At 72.6% G+C, this 17,224-nt stretch carries 16 protein-coding genes; 5 read left to right on the plus strand and 11 right to left on the minus strand.

The window, feature by feature from the left end:
- Nucleotides 1-19: 19 nt before the first annotated feature.
- On the minus strand, nt 20-661 hold the full coding sequence (locus ACLVWQ_RS03600; protein ID WP_414106653.1) for a peptide deformylase: 642 nt from the start codon (nt 659-661) through the stop codon (nt 20-22).
- A 210-nt stretch (nt 662-871) separates the two neighbouring features.
- On the opposite strand from ACLVWQ_RS03600, the gene ACLVWQ_RS03605 reads away from it, so the two are divergent.
- Nucleotides 872-2,308 (plus strand): PepSY-associated TM helix domain-containing protein, encoded by a 1,437-nt coding sequence (locus ACLVWQ_RS03605; RefSeq protein WP_414106654.1) that lies wholly within the window; start codon nt 872-874, stop codon nt 2,306-2,308.
- A 55-nt stretch (nt 2,309-2,363) separates the two neighbouring features.
- Here ACLVWQ_RS03605 and ACLVWQ_RS03610 read toward each other — a convergent pair whose 3' ends face one another.
- Complete coding sequence (locus ACLVWQ_RS03610) at nt 2,364-2,654, minus strand: tetratricopeptide repeat protein (protein ID WP_414107377.1); 291 nt, start codon at nt 2,652-2,654, stop codon at nt 2,364-2,366.
- Nucleotides 2,655-2,875: 221 nt separating this feature from the next.
- On the opposite strand from ACLVWQ_RS03610, the gene ACLVWQ_RS03615 reads away from it, so the two are divergent.
- Entirely contained in the window at nt 2,876-3,841 is a 966-nt protein-coding gene (locus ACLVWQ_RS03615; protein WP_414106655.1) for a pirin family protein, read from the plus strand.
- A gap of 103 nt (nt 3,842-3,944) precedes the next feature.
- Here the strand turns inward: ACLVWQ_RS03615 and ACLVWQ_RS03620 are convergent, their stop codons facing one another.
- The 3 genes from ACLVWQ_RS03620 to ACLVWQ_RS03630 all read right to left on the minus strand — a co-directional run bounded on the left by ACLVWQ_RS03620 (nt 3,945) and on the right by ACLVWQ_RS03630 (nt 6,602).
- On the minus strand, nt 3,945-4,340 hold the full coding sequence (locus ACLVWQ_RS03620; protein ID WP_414106656.1) for a hypothetical protein: 396 nt from the start codon (nt 4,338-4,340) through the stop codon (nt 3,945-3,947).
- 268 nt (nt 4,341-4,608) lie between these two features.
- Entirely contained in the window at nt 4,609-5,547 is a 939-nt protein-coding gene (locus ACLVWQ_RS03625; protein ID WP_414106657.1) for a squalene/phytoene synthase family protein, read from the minus strand.
- A gap of 101 nt (nt 5,548-5,648) precedes the next feature.
- Nucleotides 5,649-6,602, minus strand: a complete 954-nt coding sequence (locus tag ACLVWQ_RS03630) for a lytic polysaccharide monooxygenase (RefSeq protein ID WP_414106658.1) — start codon at nt 6,600-6,602, stop codon at nt 5,649-5,651.
- A 150-nt stretch (nt 6,603-6,752) separates the two neighbouring features.
- Here ACLVWQ_RS03630 and ACLVWQ_RS03635 point away from each other — a divergent pair, with 150 nt between their 5' ends.
- From ACLVWQ_RS03635 to ACLVWQ_RS03645, 3 genes are read left to right on the plus strand one after another with little or no spacing between them, the layout of a single operon-like run.
- On the plus strand, nt 6,753-7,433 hold the full coding sequence (locus tag ACLVWQ_RS03635) for an ABC transporter permease (RefSeq protein WP_414106659.1): 681 nt from the start codon (nt 6,753-6,755) through the stop codon (nt 7,431-7,433).
- Nucleotides 7,430-8,095 (plus strand): ABC transporter permease, encoded by a 666-nt coding sequence (locus ACLVWQ_RS03640; protein ID WP_414107378.1) that lies wholly within the window; start codon nt 7,430-7,432, stop codon nt 8,093-8,095. Before ACLVWQ_RS03635 ends, ACLVWQ_RS03640 begins: the two co-directional genes overlap by 4 nt.
- On the plus strand, nt 8,092-9,045 hold the full coding sequence (locus ACLVWQ_RS03645; RefSeq protein ID WP_414106660.1) for an ABC transporter substrate-binding protein: 954 nt from the start codon (nt 8,092-8,094) through the stop codon (nt 9,043-9,045). Before ACLVWQ_RS03640 ends, ACLVWQ_RS03645 begins: the two co-directional genes overlap by 4 nt.
- Before the next feature lie 225 nt (nt 9,046-9,270).
- Here the strand turns inward: ACLVWQ_RS03645 and ACLVWQ_RS03650 are convergent, their stop codons facing one another.
- The 6 genes from ACLVWQ_RS03650 to ACLVWQ_RS03675 all read right to left on the minus strand — a co-directional run bounded on the left by ACLVWQ_RS03650 (nt 9,271) and on the right by ACLVWQ_RS03675 (nt 17,067).
- Nucleotides 9,271-10,425: a betaine/proline/choline family ABC transporter ATP-binding protein gene (locus ACLVWQ_RS03650; protein WP_414106661.1), complete on the minus strand. Its 1,155-nt coding sequence runs from the start codon at nt 10,423-10,425 to the stop codon at nt 9,271-9,273.
- A 22-nt stretch (nt 10,426-10,447) separates the two neighbouring features.
- The gene (locus tag ACLVWQ_RS03655) at nt 10,448-11,095 is read right to left on the minus strand and encodes a LutC/YkgG family protein (protein ID WP_414106662.1); all 648 of its coding nucleotides are present in this window, start codon (nt 11,093-11,095) and stop codon (nt 10,448-10,450) included.
- Nucleotides 11,092-12,549, minus strand: a complete 1,458-nt coding sequence (locus ACLVWQ_RS03660; protein ID WP_414107379.1) for a LutB/LldF family L-lactate oxidation iron-sulfur protein — start codon at nt 12,547-12,549, stop codon at nt 11,092-11,094. Before ACLVWQ_RS03660 ends, ACLVWQ_RS03655 begins: the two co-directional genes overlap by 4 nt.
- 52 nt (nt 12,550-12,601) lie before the next feature.
- On the minus strand, nt 12,602-13,417 hold the full coding sequence (locus ACLVWQ_RS03665; RefSeq protein WP_414106663.1) for a (Fe-S)-binding protein: 816 nt from the start codon (nt 13,415-13,417) through the stop codon (nt 12,602-12,604).
- Between the two features lie 159 nt (nt 13,418-13,576).
- On the minus strand, nt 13,577-15,022 hold the full coding sequence (locus tag ACLVWQ_RS03670) for a rhamnulokinase (RefSeq protein ID WP_414106664.1): 1,446 nt from the start codon (nt 15,020-15,022) through the stop codon (nt 13,577-13,579).
- Nucleotides 15,023-15,027: 5 nt separating this feature from the next.
- Nucleotides 15,028-17,067 (minus strand): bifunctional aldolase/short-chain dehydrogenase, encoded by a 2,040-nt coding sequence (locus tag ACLVWQ_RS03675; RefSeq protein ID WP_414106665.1) that lies wholly within the window; start codon nt 17,065-17,067, stop codon nt 15,028-15,030.
- Nucleotides 17,068-17,224 lie beyond the last annotated feature (157 nt).

Raw genomic sequence — 17,224 nt, forward strand, 5'->3', positions numbered from 1 at the left:
GGCGGGGAGCTGAGGCCGTTCAGAGCGGGAAGCCCAGCTCCTTCGCCGCCTCCGCCGGGGTCGGCTGGGTCCATCGCTCCGCCATCGCCTCGGCGGAGGACAGCGAGCGCGGTTCCGCGCGGTCCAGGTAGAGCGTGCCGTCCAGGTGGTCCGTCTCGTGCTGGACGATCCGCGCGGGCCAGCCCGTGAACACCTCGTCCACCGCGTTCCCGTGCTCGTCCAGCGCCAGCAGCCGCACCTCGGTGGGCCGCGCCACCACCGCCTGCCAGCCCGGCACGCTCAGACAGCCCTCGAAGAACGTGGCACGGGCGGGGCCCACCGGCTCGTACACCGGGTTGACCAGCACCCGGAAGGGCAGCGGCACCCGGCCGCGTACCTCGCGGATCTCGTCGGGGACCGGCGCCGGGTCCTCGATGACCGCCAGGCGCAGGGAGACACCCACCTGAGGTGCGGCAAGACCGACCCCGGGCGCCGCGTGCATCGTGTCGCGCAGGGCCGCGACGAAACGGGCCAGGAGCGACGCGTCCAGCTGGCCGTCGAACGGCTCGGCCGCCCGGCGCAGCACCGGGTCACCGGCGGAGACGATCGGCAACGGGCCGGTACGGGAGAGGAGTTGCTCCACTCGCTCACCGAGGGGCGCGAGATCATTGGATGATGCCATCGCGCCAGCATGCCAAGTCCCGGGCCCGTGGTGCGAGTCGGCGCCCCGGCGGAAGCAGGGGCTTCCCCCGTGGCATCGGCCACCCCTCGACGCACGCGTGACCCACGCCACACCCGTCTCCGGGAACTCGACGACCCGGCCCGCCGACTAATGCACCGCAACGGCCGTGTACGGCCCCGTCGTCCCCTGCCCGACCGGAGATGCCAGCCGATGTCCACCGCTCCCACGACCGAGACGGACGAGTCCCCGCAGTCCGTCACCCCCGCTCCCGCCTCCAGACGCGGCGGCTGGGCGCCGCTGCGCCCGCTGGTGCTGCGGCTGCACTTCTACGCCGGAGTGTTCGTCGCCCCGTTCCTGCTGGTCGCCGCCACGACCGGATTCCTGTACGCGGCGTCGTTCCAGGCCGAGAAGGTCCTGTACTCGCACGAGACGACCGTCCCCGTCGGCGACGGGAAGCTGCCGGTCTCTGAACAGGTCGCCGCCGCCCGCAAGGCCCACCCGGAGGGAACGGTCTCCGCGGTACGCCCCTCACCCGAGGACGACGCGACCACCAGGGTGATGGTGTCCGGCGTCGCCGGCATCGGGGAGACCCACACCCTCGCGGTGTTCGTCGACCCGTACACCGCCGAGGTGCGCGGCGCGCTCGAACAGTACGGCTCCACCGGCGCCCTGCCGCTGCGCACCTGGATCGACGAGTTCCACGCGAACCTGAGGCTCGGCGACGACGGCCGGCTCTACAGCGAACTCGCCGCCAGCTGGCTGTGGGTGATCGCGGGCGGCGGTCTGGTGCTCTGGTTCAGCCGCCGCCGTACACAGCGCAGGATCCGCGGCACCAGCGGTCGCCGGCGCACCCTCGGGCTGCACGGCTCGGTCGGCGCGTGGGTCGCGGTCGGCTTCGTCTTCCTCTCGGCGACCGGCCTGACCTGGTCCACGTACGCCGGGGCCAACATCGACGAACTGCGCACCTCGCTCCGCCAGGCGACCCCGTCGGTGTCGGCCGCCGCGGGCGGCGAACACGCGGGCCACGGCTCCGGCGCGGCCGAGGGCGGCGTGGAGCACGGCGTCGGCCTCGACAAGGTGCTGGCCGCCGCGCGCGCGAAGGGACTCGGCGACCCGGTGGAGATCGTCCCGCCCGCCGACGCCTCGTCGGGCTATGTCGTGAGCCAGGTCCAGCGCAGCTTCCCCACCAAGCAGGACGCGGTCGCGGTCGACCCGACGACCGGCGAGGTGACCGACACGGTGCGCTTCGCCGACTACCCGGTGCTCGCGAAGCTCACCCGCTGGGGCATCGACGCGCACACCGGGGTCCTGTTCGGCCTCGTCAACCAACTGGTGCTGATGGCCGTCGCCCTCAGCCTGATCCTGCTGATCCTGTGGGGCTACCGCATGTGGTGGCAGCGGGGGCGCGCCTCGGCGTTCGGCCGCCCGATTCCGCGCGGCGCCTGGCAGCAGGTCCCCGCGCACGTCCTCGTCCCCCTGATGGCGGGTGTCGCCGTCCTCGGATACTTCGTGCCGCTGCTCGGCATCCCACTGGCGGCGTTCGTCGCGGTGGACGTGATCCTGGGCGAGATCGCCCACCGGCGGGGCAGGCGCACGTACGGGCCGGCCAAGGAGGCCGCGAAGCAGCGCGAGGCGGCAGGGGGATAGGTCCCGAGGTCCCCGGGGCCCGGCTGTGCGGGCGCCGGGGACCTCATGCTTCCCCTCAGAGCGAGTCGAAGTCGCCCGAGAGGGCCGAGGCCAGCCGCAGATGCGGTTCGGCCTCGGCGCCCCGGCCCTGGCGCTGGAGCGTACGGCCGAGCATGAGGCGGGCGTAGTGCTCCACCGGGTCCTGCTCGACGAGGACACGCAGTTCGGCCTCCGCGCGGCCCAGTTGGGCGGAGTGGTAGTACGCGCGGGCCAGCAGCAGGCGGGGTCCCGTCTCCTGCGGCACCTCCTCGACCAGGCCGCCGAGGACGCGCGCCGCGGCGGCGTAGTCCTTGGCGTCGAAGAACATCCGGGCGCGCTCCCAGCGCTCCGCGGAGGTGCCGTGGCCGTAGTAGCCGCGCCCGGACGGGTCGGGGCCGGAGTACTCGTTCTCGTCGTACGTCGTGTTCACGTCTGACCTCCTTCGACGAGCAGAACCCGCCATGGTTGTTGAATATTCCACAACTCATGGCGGTGACCGGCCGGGGAATGGACTGCCGGACCGTCCTCCACCGGGCTAGGTTGTGCGGCATGAGCAATCTTGATCGCGAGGCCGTTCCCGCTCTGTGCGGCGGCCGGGGTTTCGTGGTGGCGGAGCCGGTGCGTGAACTCCTCAGTCCCCGCCGGGTCAAGCTCGGCGAGTCCAGCGAAGTCCGGCGGCTGCTGCCCAACCTGGGGCGGCGCATGGTGGGCGCCTGGTGCTTCGTCGATCACTACGGACCCGACGACATCGCCGACGAGCCCGGCATGCAGGTCCCGCCGCATCCGCACATGGGGCTGCAGACCGTCAGCTGGCTGCACGAGGGCGAGGTGCTGCACCGCGACTCCACGGGCAGCCTTCAGACGATCCGCCCCCGTGAGCTGGGCCTCATGACCTCCGGCCGGGCCATCAGCCACTCGGAGGAGAGCCCCAGGCCGCACGCCCGCTTCCTGCACGGCGCGCAACTGTGGGTCGCCCTGCCCGACAGCGACCGCCACACCGACCCGCTCTTCGAGCACCACAGCGACCTGCCCGTCGTGACGGCCCCCGGGCTGAAGGCCACGATCGTCCTGGGCGGCGTCGACGGGGCGGCCTCGCCGGGGACCACGTACACGCCGATCGTCGGCGCCGACCTGGCCCTCGCGCGCGGAGCCGACGTACGCCTCCCGCTGGAGCCGGACTTCGAGTACGCCGTGCTGTCCATGTCGGGCGAGGCCCACGTGGACGGTGTGCCGCTGCTGCCCGGCTCCATGCTCTACCTGGGCTGCGGCCGCACCGAACTTCCGCTGCGGGCCGAGTCGGAAGCCGGCCTCATGCTCCTGGGCGGCGAGCCGTTCGAGGAGGAGCTGGTCATGTGGTGGAACTTCATCGGGCGGTCCGGCGAGGACATCGCGCAGGCCCGTTCGGACTGGATGGACGGCGCGCGCTTCGGCGAGGTGAAGGGCTACGACGGTGACCGGCTCCCCGCGCCGGACCTGCCGCCCGTGCCGCTGAAACCGCGGGGACGGGTGCGCTGACCGGCGCGGCCGCTGTCGCCGGGGCCACGGCCGCGGCCCGGGGCGGCGGGGGCATCGGGCTCGCTGCCCCCGCCGTGGGGTCTCGCCGGTGGCTCGGCCCCGGTCAGGGCTTCGTGCAGATGACGAAGGCCTGGATGGACTCGGCCGTCGTGCCGGTGTTCGTGCCGCGCACGACCCAGGTGTTGCCGTTGGACACGAAGGAGTCGGTGAAGAAGATCCGGTACGCGCTGCTCGCACCCCCGCCGCCGGTGGGCACCAGACCGGACGGGCAGGACACGGTGGCCAGACCGTTCTGACCCGGCTGCACGGTGACGAACGGACCGAAGTACTGGTTGTGCGCGGCCTGCGGCGCGGCTTCGGCCGCCGGTGGCTTCTTCGGCGCGGCGACGTCCGGCCTCTCGCCGTCGACCCCGTCCGCGAAGGCCGCCGTGGGGCTGCCGACGAGGACCCCGGCGGCGACGAGGACACCGAGGGCGAGGGTGGTGGTTCTGCGGGCCATGCTGACCTCCTGATACGTGCCTCCGCCGTCCCGAACGGCGACGGAAGGTGCCATTGCGGCACAACCTCCATTCCCCGCCCCGCTCACAAAACCGCCAAGCTTCGTGCACCTGTCCACCGAATGGTCGCGTCACCCGCCCGGCGCGGCCGCGCGTGAGGCAGTTCGGACCATCCAGCGGTCAACGCTGTCCATGCGGCCGGGGGTTGGGCGCGCCCGGGGAGCGGCCGACGGGAAGCGGCGCCGTGCCGAGGAGGGGAGGCGACAGGCCCTAGCCGGCGGAAGCGCTCCCGGACGTTCCGGCGAGCTCGTCCCGGGGTGCCGGGCCGCGCCGGGTCAGCAGGCGCAGGCACGCCACCGGGCGGTCGCGTACGGGGCGGCGGGTCACCGAGGCGCCCCGGGCCGTCACCGACTCCAGGCGCTGGTGGTGCAGGTCCAGGACGAAGCGCATCAGCCGGCGGTGCTCGTCGGAGCAGTGGTCGAGGAGCACGCCTGCCTCCCGGAGCGTGGCCCGCGCGGTCCCGGCGGTGGACGCGACCAGCGCGCGTACTCCCGGCAGGTCGCGACCCTGTTCGAGGTCCTCGCGCGTTATGCCGTACCGGTCGAGGTCGCTGACGGGCAGGTACAGGCGCCCGCCGCGCAGGTCCTCGTGCAGGTCGGTCAGGATGTCCGTGCGCTGGGCCGCGTCGGCGAACAGCCGGCACGCCGCGGCGAACTCGGCACTGCCGCCGCCCTGATGGGCCAGCCCCGAGGTGATCATCAGGAACGGCCAGGTGAGCTGCTCCACGTACCGCTGGTAGTCGTCCTCGGTCGCGAAGCCGGGGAAGTCCAGGTCGATGCGCGCGCCGTCCAGATACGAGTCGACCCATCGGTGCGGCAGCTCACGCGTGGCCGCGGTGTGCAGGAAGGCACGCAGCAGCGGATGCCCGGCGCTGCCCGAGCCCAGCGCGGTGCGCACCTGCTCGTCCCACGCGTCGTAGCGGTGGGTGCGCTCCTGGACCGTGCCCCGGTCGCAGACGTCGTCGGTGTACGAGGCGAACGCGTATCCGGCGAGCACATGGGGCTGCTGGCCCAGCGGCACCAGCAGGCGCACCGCCAGATAGCCGGCCGGCTCCCGCCGCCGCATGAACCGCGCGACCTTCGTGTAGTCGTCGCCCAGCCCGCCCCGGCGTACCTCGGCCTCGTCCAGGCTCCTCCGCCAGGTCCGCACGTACATCTCCCCTGAAAGCCGAATTTCACCACCGAAGCGAACGCGCAGGCTATCAGTGGCGTGATCTTCGGAGGTCGGCAGGCCCGGGGTCGCGGAGGGGCTCAGCGCCGCCTGCGCAAGGTGTACGCGGCGCCCGCCGTGATCAGGAGACCTGCCGCGCCGCCCGCGACGAGGGGCAGGGCCGGGGTCCGGTCGTCCTTGCCGGTGGTGGGGGAGGAGACCGTCTCGCCGGGGGCGTCGGTCACCGTACGGGACGCTCGCGCGGCCGGGCTCGTGACGTCGGACGGGGCGGACGCGGACGACGGGGACTTCGAGGGAGCGGCGGCCGTGCCGGTCCGCGACCCGGCGGACCTCGTCGGTGTCGCCGCCGGCTTCCGCGTCCCGGAACCGGCCGACCCGGCACCGCCCGCGCCGTCCTTCGCGCCGGCGCCCGGGAACACCACGTCCGAGCACGAGTAGTACGTGTCCGGCGTACTCGTGTTCTGCCAGATCGTGTAGAGGAGGTGGCGCCCGGTGCGGCCGGACGGCAGCTCGGCGCCGATCCGGTAGGCGCCGTCCACCAGCGCCGGGTCGGTGGCCGTCGCGAAGGGCTGCGACGGCAGGTCGGACCAGGTGAGCGGCTTCGTCGGGTCGTAGCCCTCCTTCGTCAGGAAGAGCTTGAACGTGCCCGTGTGCGGGATCGTCGACCGGTACGTGAGCGTCATCCGAGCCCCGGCCTCCAGCCGGGTCGAGGGCCAGTCGGCGCGGGCCAGGTCCAGTCCCCGGTAGGCGGCGAGGCCGCCGCTGCACAGCTTGCCGTCGGGCACCACCTGCCGGTCCCGGCCGCCGACGCCCGCCAGCCGCAGGTTGTCGAAGGCGGCGACACCGGAGGAGACGGCGGCCCGGCAGGCCGCCGACCGCGCCCGCTGCCCGCCCTCGGCGGAGCAGGCCACCGCCCGGCTCACCGGGTCCGTCGGCGCCCCGTGCGCGGCGGCGGGCCCGGCGGCCCCCACCGCGAGCAGCAGCGGGGCCGCCCCGGCGAGGACGGCGAGGGCGGCGGTGCGGTGTGCGGTCATGGGCGGGGCTCCTCCGGGCACGGCAGGCAGGTACTCGACGGCCGAGAGCCCGCTGCCCCTGAAGTACGGCAGCGGCGTGACGGGCGTTCAACTCCCCCGTACGGGTCATCACCACGCGCCGTCCGCCGCCCGCCCGGGTGGACTGGACCGGTGACCGCGCCCCCGGACGACTGCCTCGCGCGCAACGAGTGGATCTGCGGCGACTACCTGAGCACCCGCCGACACATCCTTCTCGACGCGGTCGGCCAGCACCTCCAGCTGACGGCGCTCTCCGTGCTCATCGGCCTGGCGATCGCCCTGCCGCTGGCCGTGCTGGCCCGCCGCTGGCGCTTGGCGGCGGGCCCGGTGCTGGCCGTCACGACGGTCCTCTACACGATCCCGTCGCTGGCCATGTTCTCGCTGCTTCTGCCGGTGTACGGGCTGTCGGCGGCCCTGGTCGTCGCCGGACTCGTCCTCTACTCGCTGACCCTGCTCGTCCGGAACATCCTGGCCGGGCTCCGGGCCGTCCCCGAGGAGACCCGGCAGGCGGCCCGCGGCATGGGGTACGGGCCGGTGCGGCTGCTGCTCACCGTCGAGCTGCCGCTGGCCCTGCCCGCCGCGATGGCCGGGCTCAGGATCGCCACCGTCTCGGCGGTGTCGCTGGCCACGGTCGGTGCGATCGTCGGCTTCGGAGGGCTCGGCAACCTCATCTACTCGGGGATGAACACCTACTTCAAGGCCCAGGTCCTCACCGCGTCCGTGCTGTGCGTGGTCATCGCGGTCGCCGCCGATCTGCTGCTGCTCGGGATCCAGTGGCTGATCACCCCCTGGACGAGAGCGAGGCGCGGATGACGACACTCACCGACGCCTGGGACTGGCTCAGCGACTCCGCGCACTGGGCCGGCGACGACGGCATCTGGCACCGGCTCACCCAGCACCTCGTCCTGACCGCGGTCTGCCTCGTGATCAGCTGTCTGATCGCACTGCCGGTCGCCCTCGTCCTCGGCCACCTCGGCAGGGGCGGCGCGCTCGCCGTCAACATCTCGAACGTCGGCCGGGCCGTCCCCACCTTCGCCGTGCTGGTCCTGCTGCTGCTCACCCCGGTCGGCGACCGGGGCCAGGGCCCCACGGTCGTCGCGCTCGTGCTGTTCGCCGTGCCGCCGCTGCTCACCAACGCGTACGTCGGGATGCGTGAGGTCGACCGTGACGTGGTGCGGGCGGCCCGAGGCATGGGGATGACCGGTCGGCAGCTGCTGTGGCGGGTCGAGGCGCCGCTCGCGATGCCGATGATCCTCAACGGTGTGCGCATCGCGGCCGTGCAGCTCGTGGCCACCGCCACGATCGCCGCGCTGGCGGGCGGCGGCGGACTCGGACGGATCATCACCGCCGGGTTCAACCTGGCGAGTACGCCGCAGGTCGTGGCCGGCGCCGTCCTCGTGGCCGTCTTCGCCCTGCTCGTCGAAGGGCTCTTCGAAGTGGCCGAGCGACTGGCGCCCGGACGGGGCACACGATGAGGGCGGGGCGCTCGGTGAGGTGGCGCGGGGCCCTCGCCGGCCTGCTCCTGCTGACCGGCTGCTCCTCCGGCCCCTCCCTGGAGAGCCAGGGAGAGGTCACCGCGCCGCCGGGCGACAGCAAGGACCTCACCATCGGCTCGGCCGGCTTCACCGAGAGCGACGTCCTGGCCACCATGTACGGGCTGCTCCTGAACCAGGCCGGCTACAGGACGTCGACGCTCACCGTCGCCAACCGCGAACTGTACGAACCCGCCCTGGAAGCCGGGCAGATCGACGTCGTCGCCGAGTACGCGGCGACCTTCGCGGACTGGCTGGGCGCCAAGACCAACGGGGCGGACGCCGCCGCGGTCGGCTCGCCCGACCTGGACGCCACGATGAGCGCGCTGCGGAAACTGGCGGAGCCCCGGGGACTCACCGTCCTCGACCCCGGCCGGGCGGTCGACCAGAACGCCTTCGCCGTCACCCGCGCCTTCGCGCGCGAGCACGGCCTCACGTCGCTGAGCGACCTGGGCCGGTCCGGCGTGCGGGTACGGCTCGCGGCGGGTGACGAGTGCGTGCAACGGCCGTACTGCGAACCGGGGCTGAAGAAGACGTACGGCATCGACATCACGGGTGTGGATCCCAAGGGCGTCGGCACCACACAGGCGAAACGGGCCGTGCAGAACGGCCAGGACCAGATGGTGCTGACCACCACGACGGACGCGACGCTGGACGACTTCGGCCTGGTCCTGCTGAAGGACGACAAACACCTCCAGAACGCCGACTACGTCGTGCCGGTCGTCAACCGCTCCCGGGCGGGCAGCGAGAAGGTCACCGAAGCACTCGGCAAGCTCAACGACGTACTGACCACCGCCGACCTGGCCGACATGAACCAACAGGTGGACAGCTGGCGCCGCCTACCGAAGGACGTGGCACGCACCTACCTGAAGACCAAGTCCCTACTGAAGTAACAACGAGGCCCCCGCAAGGGGCGCGAGGAACTGCGCGCGCAACCCCCACGAACCGACAGCCGACACACATGCAGGCCCCCCTGCAAGGGGCGCGGGGAACTGCGCGCGCAACCCCCACGAACCGACAGCCGACACACATGCAGGCCCCCCTGCAAGGGGCGCGGGGAACTGCGCGCGCAACCCCCACGCACCCGCACCCGACCCCCTCCCCACCCAGCGGAGCGCTCACGCGTCGGAGACCGAGTCGAACTCCACCTCACCCCGCGCCACCCCGAGCGCATCCGCGTCCACCGACCTGCGCAGCGCCTCATGCAGCTTCGCCGGGGTCAGCACACCGAGGAAGCGCGCCCCGTCGAGCACCGCCACCCACCCGGCGTCGTGCTGGAGCATCATCCCGAAGGCCTGCTTCAGCGGAGCACCCACCGGCACCCAGGACTTCATCCGGTGGACACGGTCGCCGACCGTACCGCCCGCCGCGAGCCCCTCCACCCCCACCCAGCCGTGCAGATCACCCCCCGCGTCCAGCACGACCGCCCAGCGCGCACCCTCCGCGCGCAGCCGGCCTGCGGCCCGCTCCGCACTCTCGTCGAGGAGGGCGACCGGCGGCTGCTCCAGGTCGTCGGGCTCGATCTCGGTGACCGAGAGCCGCTTCAGCCCCCGGTCGGCGCCCACGAACTCCGCCACGTACGAGGTCGCCGGAGTGCCCAGCACCGCTCCGGGCGTGTCGTACTGCTCGATGCGCCCCTGCCCGTACACGGCGATGCGGTCGCCGAGCCGCACGGCCTCCTCGATGTCGTGCGTGACCAGCAGCACCGTCTTGCGCACGGCCGCCTGCATCCGCAGGAACTCGTCCTGCAACTGGTCCCGCGTCACCGGGTCCACCGCTCCGAAGGGCTCGTCCATCAGCAGGACCGGCGGGTCGGCGGCCAGGGCCCGCGCCACACCGACCCGCTGGCGCTGACCGCCCGACAGCTGGTCCGGATAGCGCGGGCCGAACGTCTTCGGGTCCAGGCCCACCAGGTCGAGCAGCTCGGCGGCGCGCGCCCGCGCCTTCGCCTTCTTCCAGCCGACGAGGGTGGGCACGGTCGCCGTGTTGTCGAGGATCGTCCGGTGCGGGAAGAGCCCCACCTGCTGGATGACGTAGCCGATCCGCCGCCGCAGCCGCACCGGGTCGACCTTCGCGATGTCCTCGCCGCCGACGAGGATCCGGCCCGAGGTCGGCTCGATGAGACGGTTGACCATCATCATGGTCGTCGTCTTCCCGCAGCCGGACGGGCCCACGAGCGTGACGAGTTCACCCTCGGACACCTCGAAGGAGAGCCCGTCCACGGCGGTCGTACCGTCCGGATACCGCTTGGTGACCTGCTCGAACCGGATCATGCCTTCACGCTAACCGCGTGCGTCACTCCTCGCTCATCAGCACCACCTCAAGGGTGCGAGGACCGTGCACCCCCTCGACCCGGTCGAGTTCGATGTCACTGGTGGCGGAGGGCCCCGAGATCCAGGTCAGCGGGCGGACCGGGTCGAGGCGCTCCAGGCCCTGGGGCACCGACGACACCACCTGGTCCGGGACGCGTACGACACAGATGTGGTGGTCCGGGACCAGCGTGATCCGGCGGCGGCCCTGGTCCGTGCCGCCGTCCAGGACGATGGTGCCGGTCTCGGCGACGGCGACGGCGCACGCCGTGACCACGCTGTCGACCCGGTCCAGTTCGGCCGGGGTGCTCGCGGCCCGGTCGGGCACCCGCGTGACGCCGGTGGCCGAGAGCCAGCGCGGATCCAGGCCCGCAGGGACGACGACCGACGTGGAACCGCGCTCGGCCAGCAGCCGGGCGATCGTCGCGGGCAGTTCGCCGGCCGTGCAGCGGTGCACATGGGCCCGGTAGTCCGCCAGGTTCTCCGCCAGCAGATCCACCGTCTCCGCGACACCCCGGGCGCCGTGCTCGCGCAGATAGCCGCGCTCGAAGGCCTGGTCGTACGGCGTGTCGTCCTGTGGGACGTCGGCGATCGCCCGCCGCACCCGGGCCAGGATCAGATCCCTGCTGCTCACTTCGACGTGTCCTTTCCGCCCCGGGTCCGCTGCCACCAGTCGCGGAACGGCTCCGCGGGAACCGCAGGCAGCGCCCGGGTATCGCTCCACGCCCTGCCGGGACCTGGCAGCTTCCGAGGATGGAGGCGGCGGGTGCGGGACGCGGCCCGCTGGCCCGTGCGCAGCACACCCGGATGACTGAACGCCCACCGCGCGGCGCGCATCGCCGCGCGCTCGGCGGCGTGCCCCTTCGCCGGCTTCACCACGACCTTGGCGCCGTCGCGGGTCACGGCGCCGCCCTGCACGACCCGCTCCCGCAGGTGCACCAGCACCTCCGGGATGTCGATCGCCACCGGGCACACGTCGTAGCAGGCACCGCACAGCGACGACGCGTACGGCAGGGAGGCGTCGATCTCGCTCTCGGTGCCCCGGAGCTGAGGGCTGAGGATCGCCCCGATGGGACCCGGGTAGACCGAGCCGTAGGCGTGGCCGCCCGCCCGCTCGTACACCGGGCAGACGTTGAGACACGCCGAGCAGCGGATGCAGCGCAGGGCCTGGCGGCCCACCTCGTCGGCCAGCGTGTCGGTGCGTCCGTTGTCGATGAGGACCAGGTGGAAGTCCTGCGGACCGTCCTCGTCCGTGGTGCCCGTCCAGGTGGAGGTGTACGGGTTCATGCGCTCGGCCGTCGAGGAGCGGGGGAGGGTCTGCAGGAACACCTCCAGGTCCTGCCAGGTCGGCACGATCTTCTCGATGCCGACGACCGAGATCAGCGTCTCGGGGAGGGTCAGGCACATCCGGCCGTTGCCCTCGGACTCCACCACGACCAGGGTGCCGGTCTCGGCGACCATGAAGTTGGCGCCCGAGACACCCACCTTGGCGCGCAGGAACTTCTCCCGCAGGTGCAGGCGCGCGGCCTCGGCCAGCTCGGCCGGTGTGTCCGTCAGGCCCTCCGGCGCGGGGCGGCCCCACTCGCTCATCTCGCGGGCGAAGATCTCGCGGATCTCGCCGCGGTTGCGGTGGATGGCCGGGACGAGGATGTGCGAGGGCCGGTCCTTGCCCAACTGCACGATCAGCTCGGCGAGATCGGTCTCGTAGGCGTCGATGCCCTCGGCTTCCAGCGCTTCGTTGAGGCCGATCTCCTGCGTGGCCATCGACTTGACCTTGACGACCTCGCTCTCGCCGGTCGCCTTCACGAGGTACGTGACGATCCGGTTGGCCTCGTCCGCGTCGGCGGCCCAGTGCACGGTGCCGCCCGCTGCCGTGACCGACTCCTCCAACTGCACGAGGTACCGGTCGAGATGCCGGAGCGTGTGGTCCTTGATCTGCTTGCCGGCCTCACGCAGCTCGGCCCAGTCGGAGACCTCCGCGACCGCCTTCTCGCGCTTGGCACGGATGGTGTGCGTGGCGTGGCGCAGATTGCCGCGCAGGGTCTTGTTCCGGACGGCCTCGTGCGCGGCCTTCGGGAAGGCCGGCATCCCGAGATAGGTGCCCCCGCTCATACGACCGGCCCCTGTCCGCTGTCATTGTTCATGCCGTCGGCCCCTCTGTCGCGCCGGCTCCCGCGCTCGCTCGCGGGCTCCGCTCCGGGTTCTGCTCCGGGTCCTCTTCCGTGCTCGCCAGGATCTCCGCGATGTGCACCGGACGCATCCCCGTCCTGAGCCGGGTCATCGTGCCGCCGATGTGCATCAGACAGGAGTTGTCGGCGGCGCACAGCACGTCGGCGCCCGTCGACTCGGCGTTGCGGACCTTGTCGGCCCCCATCGCCGCCGACACGTCGGCGTTCTTGAGGGCGAAGGTGCCACCGAAGCCGCAGCACTCGTCGGCGCCCGGCAGCTCCTTGAGTTCGAGTCCCTTGACGGACTGGAGCAGCCGGAGCGGCCGGTCGCCCAGACCGAGACTGCGCAGCCCGTGACAGGTGGGGTGGTAGGTGACGGTGTGCGGGTAGTACGCGCCCACGTCCGTCACCCCGAGCACGTCCACCAGGAACTCGGTCAGCTCGTACGTCTTGGGCACGACCGGCGCGAGCGCGGTGGCGAGGCCGTCACCGCGTCCCTCGGCGCGGGCCCGCTCGCCCATCCGTGGGTACAGCTCGCGCACCATCGCGCCGCACGATCCGGAGGGGGTCACGATCGCGTCGTACCCGCCGAACACCTCGGAGAAGTGCCGGGCCAGCGGTTCGGCCTCGTGCCGGTACCCGGTGTTGTAGTGCGCCTGCCCGCAGCAGGTCTGCGCCATGGGGAAGTCGACGTCGACGCCCAGCCTGGTCAGCAGCCTCACCACGGCCCGGCCCGTGTCCGGATAGAGGGTGTCGTTGACACAGGTCAGGAACAGAGCGACACGCATCGCGGCTCCTCGGGATCGTTCGTCGGATGAGTGCACGGTACGCGGCGCTCGGCTCGGCAGGAACGAGGCGGGGCGACTGTCGGCGGTCGCGTCCCGGCCGACCTCGGCCGGCCGGGACCCGCGGCGGAGCCGCATGCCGGTGCGGGACGCCACCTCATGTCAGTGACCGGTCAGGCGGGCCTCGGCCGCCCGCCATGCCGCGGTGGTGCCCCGGGGCTCGTAACGGGTCAGGGGCTGTGTACGAGCCACCAGGTCCCGCATCTGTGCCCGGTCGCCCACCTGGCCGTGCGCCCGTGCCTGTACCAGGACGTTGCCCAGGGCCGCCGCCTCCGCCGGGCCCGCCACGACCGGGAGCCCGCAGGCGTCGGCCGTGAGCCGGCACAGCAGCTCGTTGCGGGCGCCCCCGCCGACGATGTGCACGACGTCGACCGGGTGGTCGGCCAGCTCCTGCGCCTGGAGGACCGCCCGGCGGTGGGCGAGCGCCAGCGAGTCGAGGATGCAGCGGGTGATCTCGGCCCGGGACGCGGGCACGGGCTGCCCCGACTCCCGGCAGGCGTCGGCGATACGGGACGGCATCCGGCCCGGGGCCAGGAACGCCGCGTCGCCCGCGTCCACGACGGACCGCAGCGCCGGCACCTCGGCGGCGGCCGAGAGGAGGTCGCCCAGGTCGGGGTCGCCCCATTCCCGTACGCACTCCTGGAGCAGCCACAGGCCCATGATGTTGCGCAGATGGCGGACCGTGCCGTCCAGGCCCAGCTCGTTGGTGAAGTTCGCCGTGCGGCTCGCCTCGGTGAGGACGGGCGCCGCCAGCTCCAGACCCACCAGGGACCAGGTGCCGGTGCAGATGTAGGCGAACCGCTCGCCCACGGCCGGCACGGCTGCCACCGCCGAGGCCGTGTCGTGGGAGCCGACCGTGGTCACCGGCACGGGACCTGCCAGCCCGGTCTCCTCCAGCACACCGGGCCGCAGCAGACCGGCCGGGTCCCCGGGCCGCCGCAGCGGCGCGAAGAGCTCCAGGTCGATCCCGAGGCGCGCCGCGACGTCGTACGACCAGTCGCCGGTGCGCGGGTCGATCAGCTGGGTCGTGGAGGCGTTGGTGAGCTCCGTGCCCGCCTCGCCCGTGAGCCAGTACGTCAGCAGGTCGGGGATGAGCAACAGCCGCTTCGCGTGGGCCAGCTGCGCGGAGGAACGGGCCGCCACCAGTTGGTACAGCGTGTTGAAGGGCGCGTACTGGAGCCCGGTCGCCGCGTACAGCTCGGCGGCGGGCACGGTGGCCCACACCTTCTCCGCGACGCCCCGCGTACGGGAGTCCCGGTAGTGCGCGGGGTTGCCGAGCAGCGCCCCGTCGGCGTCGAGCAGGCCGTAGTCCACGGCCCAGCTGTCGATACCGACCGAGTCGACGTGACCGGCCGCGCGCAGCCCGTCGAGGACCCCGGCGTACAGCGCGAGGATGTCCCAGCGCAGCCCCTCGGGGGTGCGCACCGGCCGGTTCGGGAACCGGTGCGCCTGGGTCAGCTCCAGCGAGTGGGGGCCGACGCGGCCGACCATGACGCGCCCGCTGGACGCGCCGAGGTCGACGGCGGCGTACGACTGCGTGCCGGACATGTGCGTCATCGAAGGAACGCGGCGGCGACGCCGGCGTCGACCGGAACGTGCAGACCGGTGGTGTGCGTGAGGTCGCCGCCCGTCAGGGCGAAGACGGCGTTGGCGACGTGCTCGGGGAGGACCTCGCGCTTGAGGATGGTCCGCTGGGCGTAGAACTCGCCGAGCTTCTCCTCCTCGATGCCGTACGTGGCCGCGCGCTGCGCGCCCCAGCCGCCCGCGAAGATCCCCGAACCGCGGACCACTCCGTCGGGGTTGACGCCGTTGACGCGGATGCCGTGCGCGCCCAGCTCGGCGGCGAGGAGCCGTACCTGATGGGCCTGGTCGGCCTTGGTGGCCGAGTAGGCGATGTTGTTCGGACCGGCGAACACGGCGTTCTTGGACGCGATGTAGACGACGTCCCCGCCGAGCTCCTGCGCGATCATCACCCGGGCCGCCTCGCGCGACACGAGGAAGGAGCCGCGGGCCATGATGTCGTGCTGCAGGTCCCAGTCCTTCGCCGTGGTCTCCAGGAGCGGCTTGGAGATGGAGATGCCGGCGTTGTTGACGACCAGGTCGACGCCGCCGAAGGCCAGGACCGCCGACTTGAACGCCTTGGCGATCTGCTCCTCGGAGGTCACGTCCACGGTGACGGCGACGGCCTTGTCGGGGCCGCCGAGCGCGGTGGCGACATCGGCCGCGTTCTCCCCGTCGAGGTCCGCGATCACGACACAGGCGCCCTCGGCGACGAGCCGCTCGGCGATCGCCTTGCCGATGCCGCTGCCCGCGCCGGTCACCAGCGCCACCCGGGTGGCGAGCGGCTTGGGCTTCGGCATCCGCTGGAGCTTGGCCTCTTCGAGGGCCCAGTACTCGATGCGGAACTTCTCGGACTCCTCGATGGGCGCGTACGTCGAGACGGCCTCCGCGCCGTGCATCACGTTGATCGCGTTGACGTAGAACTCGCCGGCCACGCGCGCGGTCTGCTTGTCCTTGCCGAAGGAGAACATGCCCACACCGGGGATCAGCACGATCGCCGGGTCGGCGCCGCGCATCGCGGGGGAGTCGGCGTCGGCGTGCCGCTGGTAGTAGGCCGCGTACTCCTCGCGGTACTCGGCGTGCAGTTCCTTCAGCCGGGCGATCGCCTCGTCCAGGGCGACGGTCGGCGGCAGGTCGAGGACGAGAGGGCGGACCTTCGTACGGAGGAAGTGGTCGGGGCAGGACGTGCCGAGGGCGGCGAGGCGCGGGTGCTCGGCGCTCGCGAGGAAGTCCAGGACGACCCCGGAGTCGGTGAAGTGGCCGACCTGGGGGCGGTCCTTGGAGGCCAGCGAACGGATCACGGGGGCCAGGGCGGCGGCCCGCTCCCGGCGCTCGGCGCCGCCGAGCGCCGCGTACCCGTCGAGTACGGAACCGAAGGGCTCGCCCTTCCCGCGCTCGACGAGGAACGCCTCGGCGGTACGGATGATGTGCAGCGAGTTGCGCTCGCACTCCTCGGCGGTGTCGCCCCAGGCGGTGATGCCGTGCCCGCCCAGGACGCACCCGATGGCTGCCGGGTTCGCCTCCTTGACGGCCGCGATGTCGAGCCCGAGCTGGAAGCCGGGCCGGCGCCACGGCACCCACACCACGCTGTCCCCGAAGCACTCGGCGGTCAGCTTCTCCCCGTCGGCCGCGCAGGCGAGCGCGATCCCCGAGTCGGGATGCAGATGGTCGACGTGCGCGGCGTCCACGAGTCCGTGCATCGCGGTGTCGATCGACGGCGCCGCGCCGCCCTTCCCGTGCAGGCAGTAGTCGAACGCGGCGACCATCTCGTCCTCGCGCTCCACCCCCGGGTACACGTCCTTGAGCGCCAGCAGCCGGTCGATCCGCAGCACGGCGAGCCCCGCCTCGGTGAGGGTGCCCAGATCGCCACCGGACCCCTTCACCCACATCAGCTCGACGTCCCCGCCGGTCACGGGATCGGTGTCGGTCCCCTTCGCGGACGTGTTCCCGCCCGCGTAGTTGGTGTTCCGAGGATCAGCGCCGAGCCGATTGGACCGACCCAGCAGAGCAGCGGCTTCGGGATGGGGTGCCATGTTCCAGGTCCTTAAAGAAGAGAAGAGAGCTACGAACGATTACTCGGGCCCCCGCAAGGGGCGCGGGGAACGGCGCGATCAGCCGAGACGGACCCGCGGTCGGCCACGGTCCTCAGATCCAACGGCGGGCGGCCCGTCGGGGTCCAGGCCCCGCAGG

This window comes from Streptomyces sp. CWNU-52B (assembly GCF_047444975.1).
Lineage (GTDB): Bacteria > Actinomycetota > Actinomycetes > Streptomycetales > Streptomycetaceae > Streptomyces.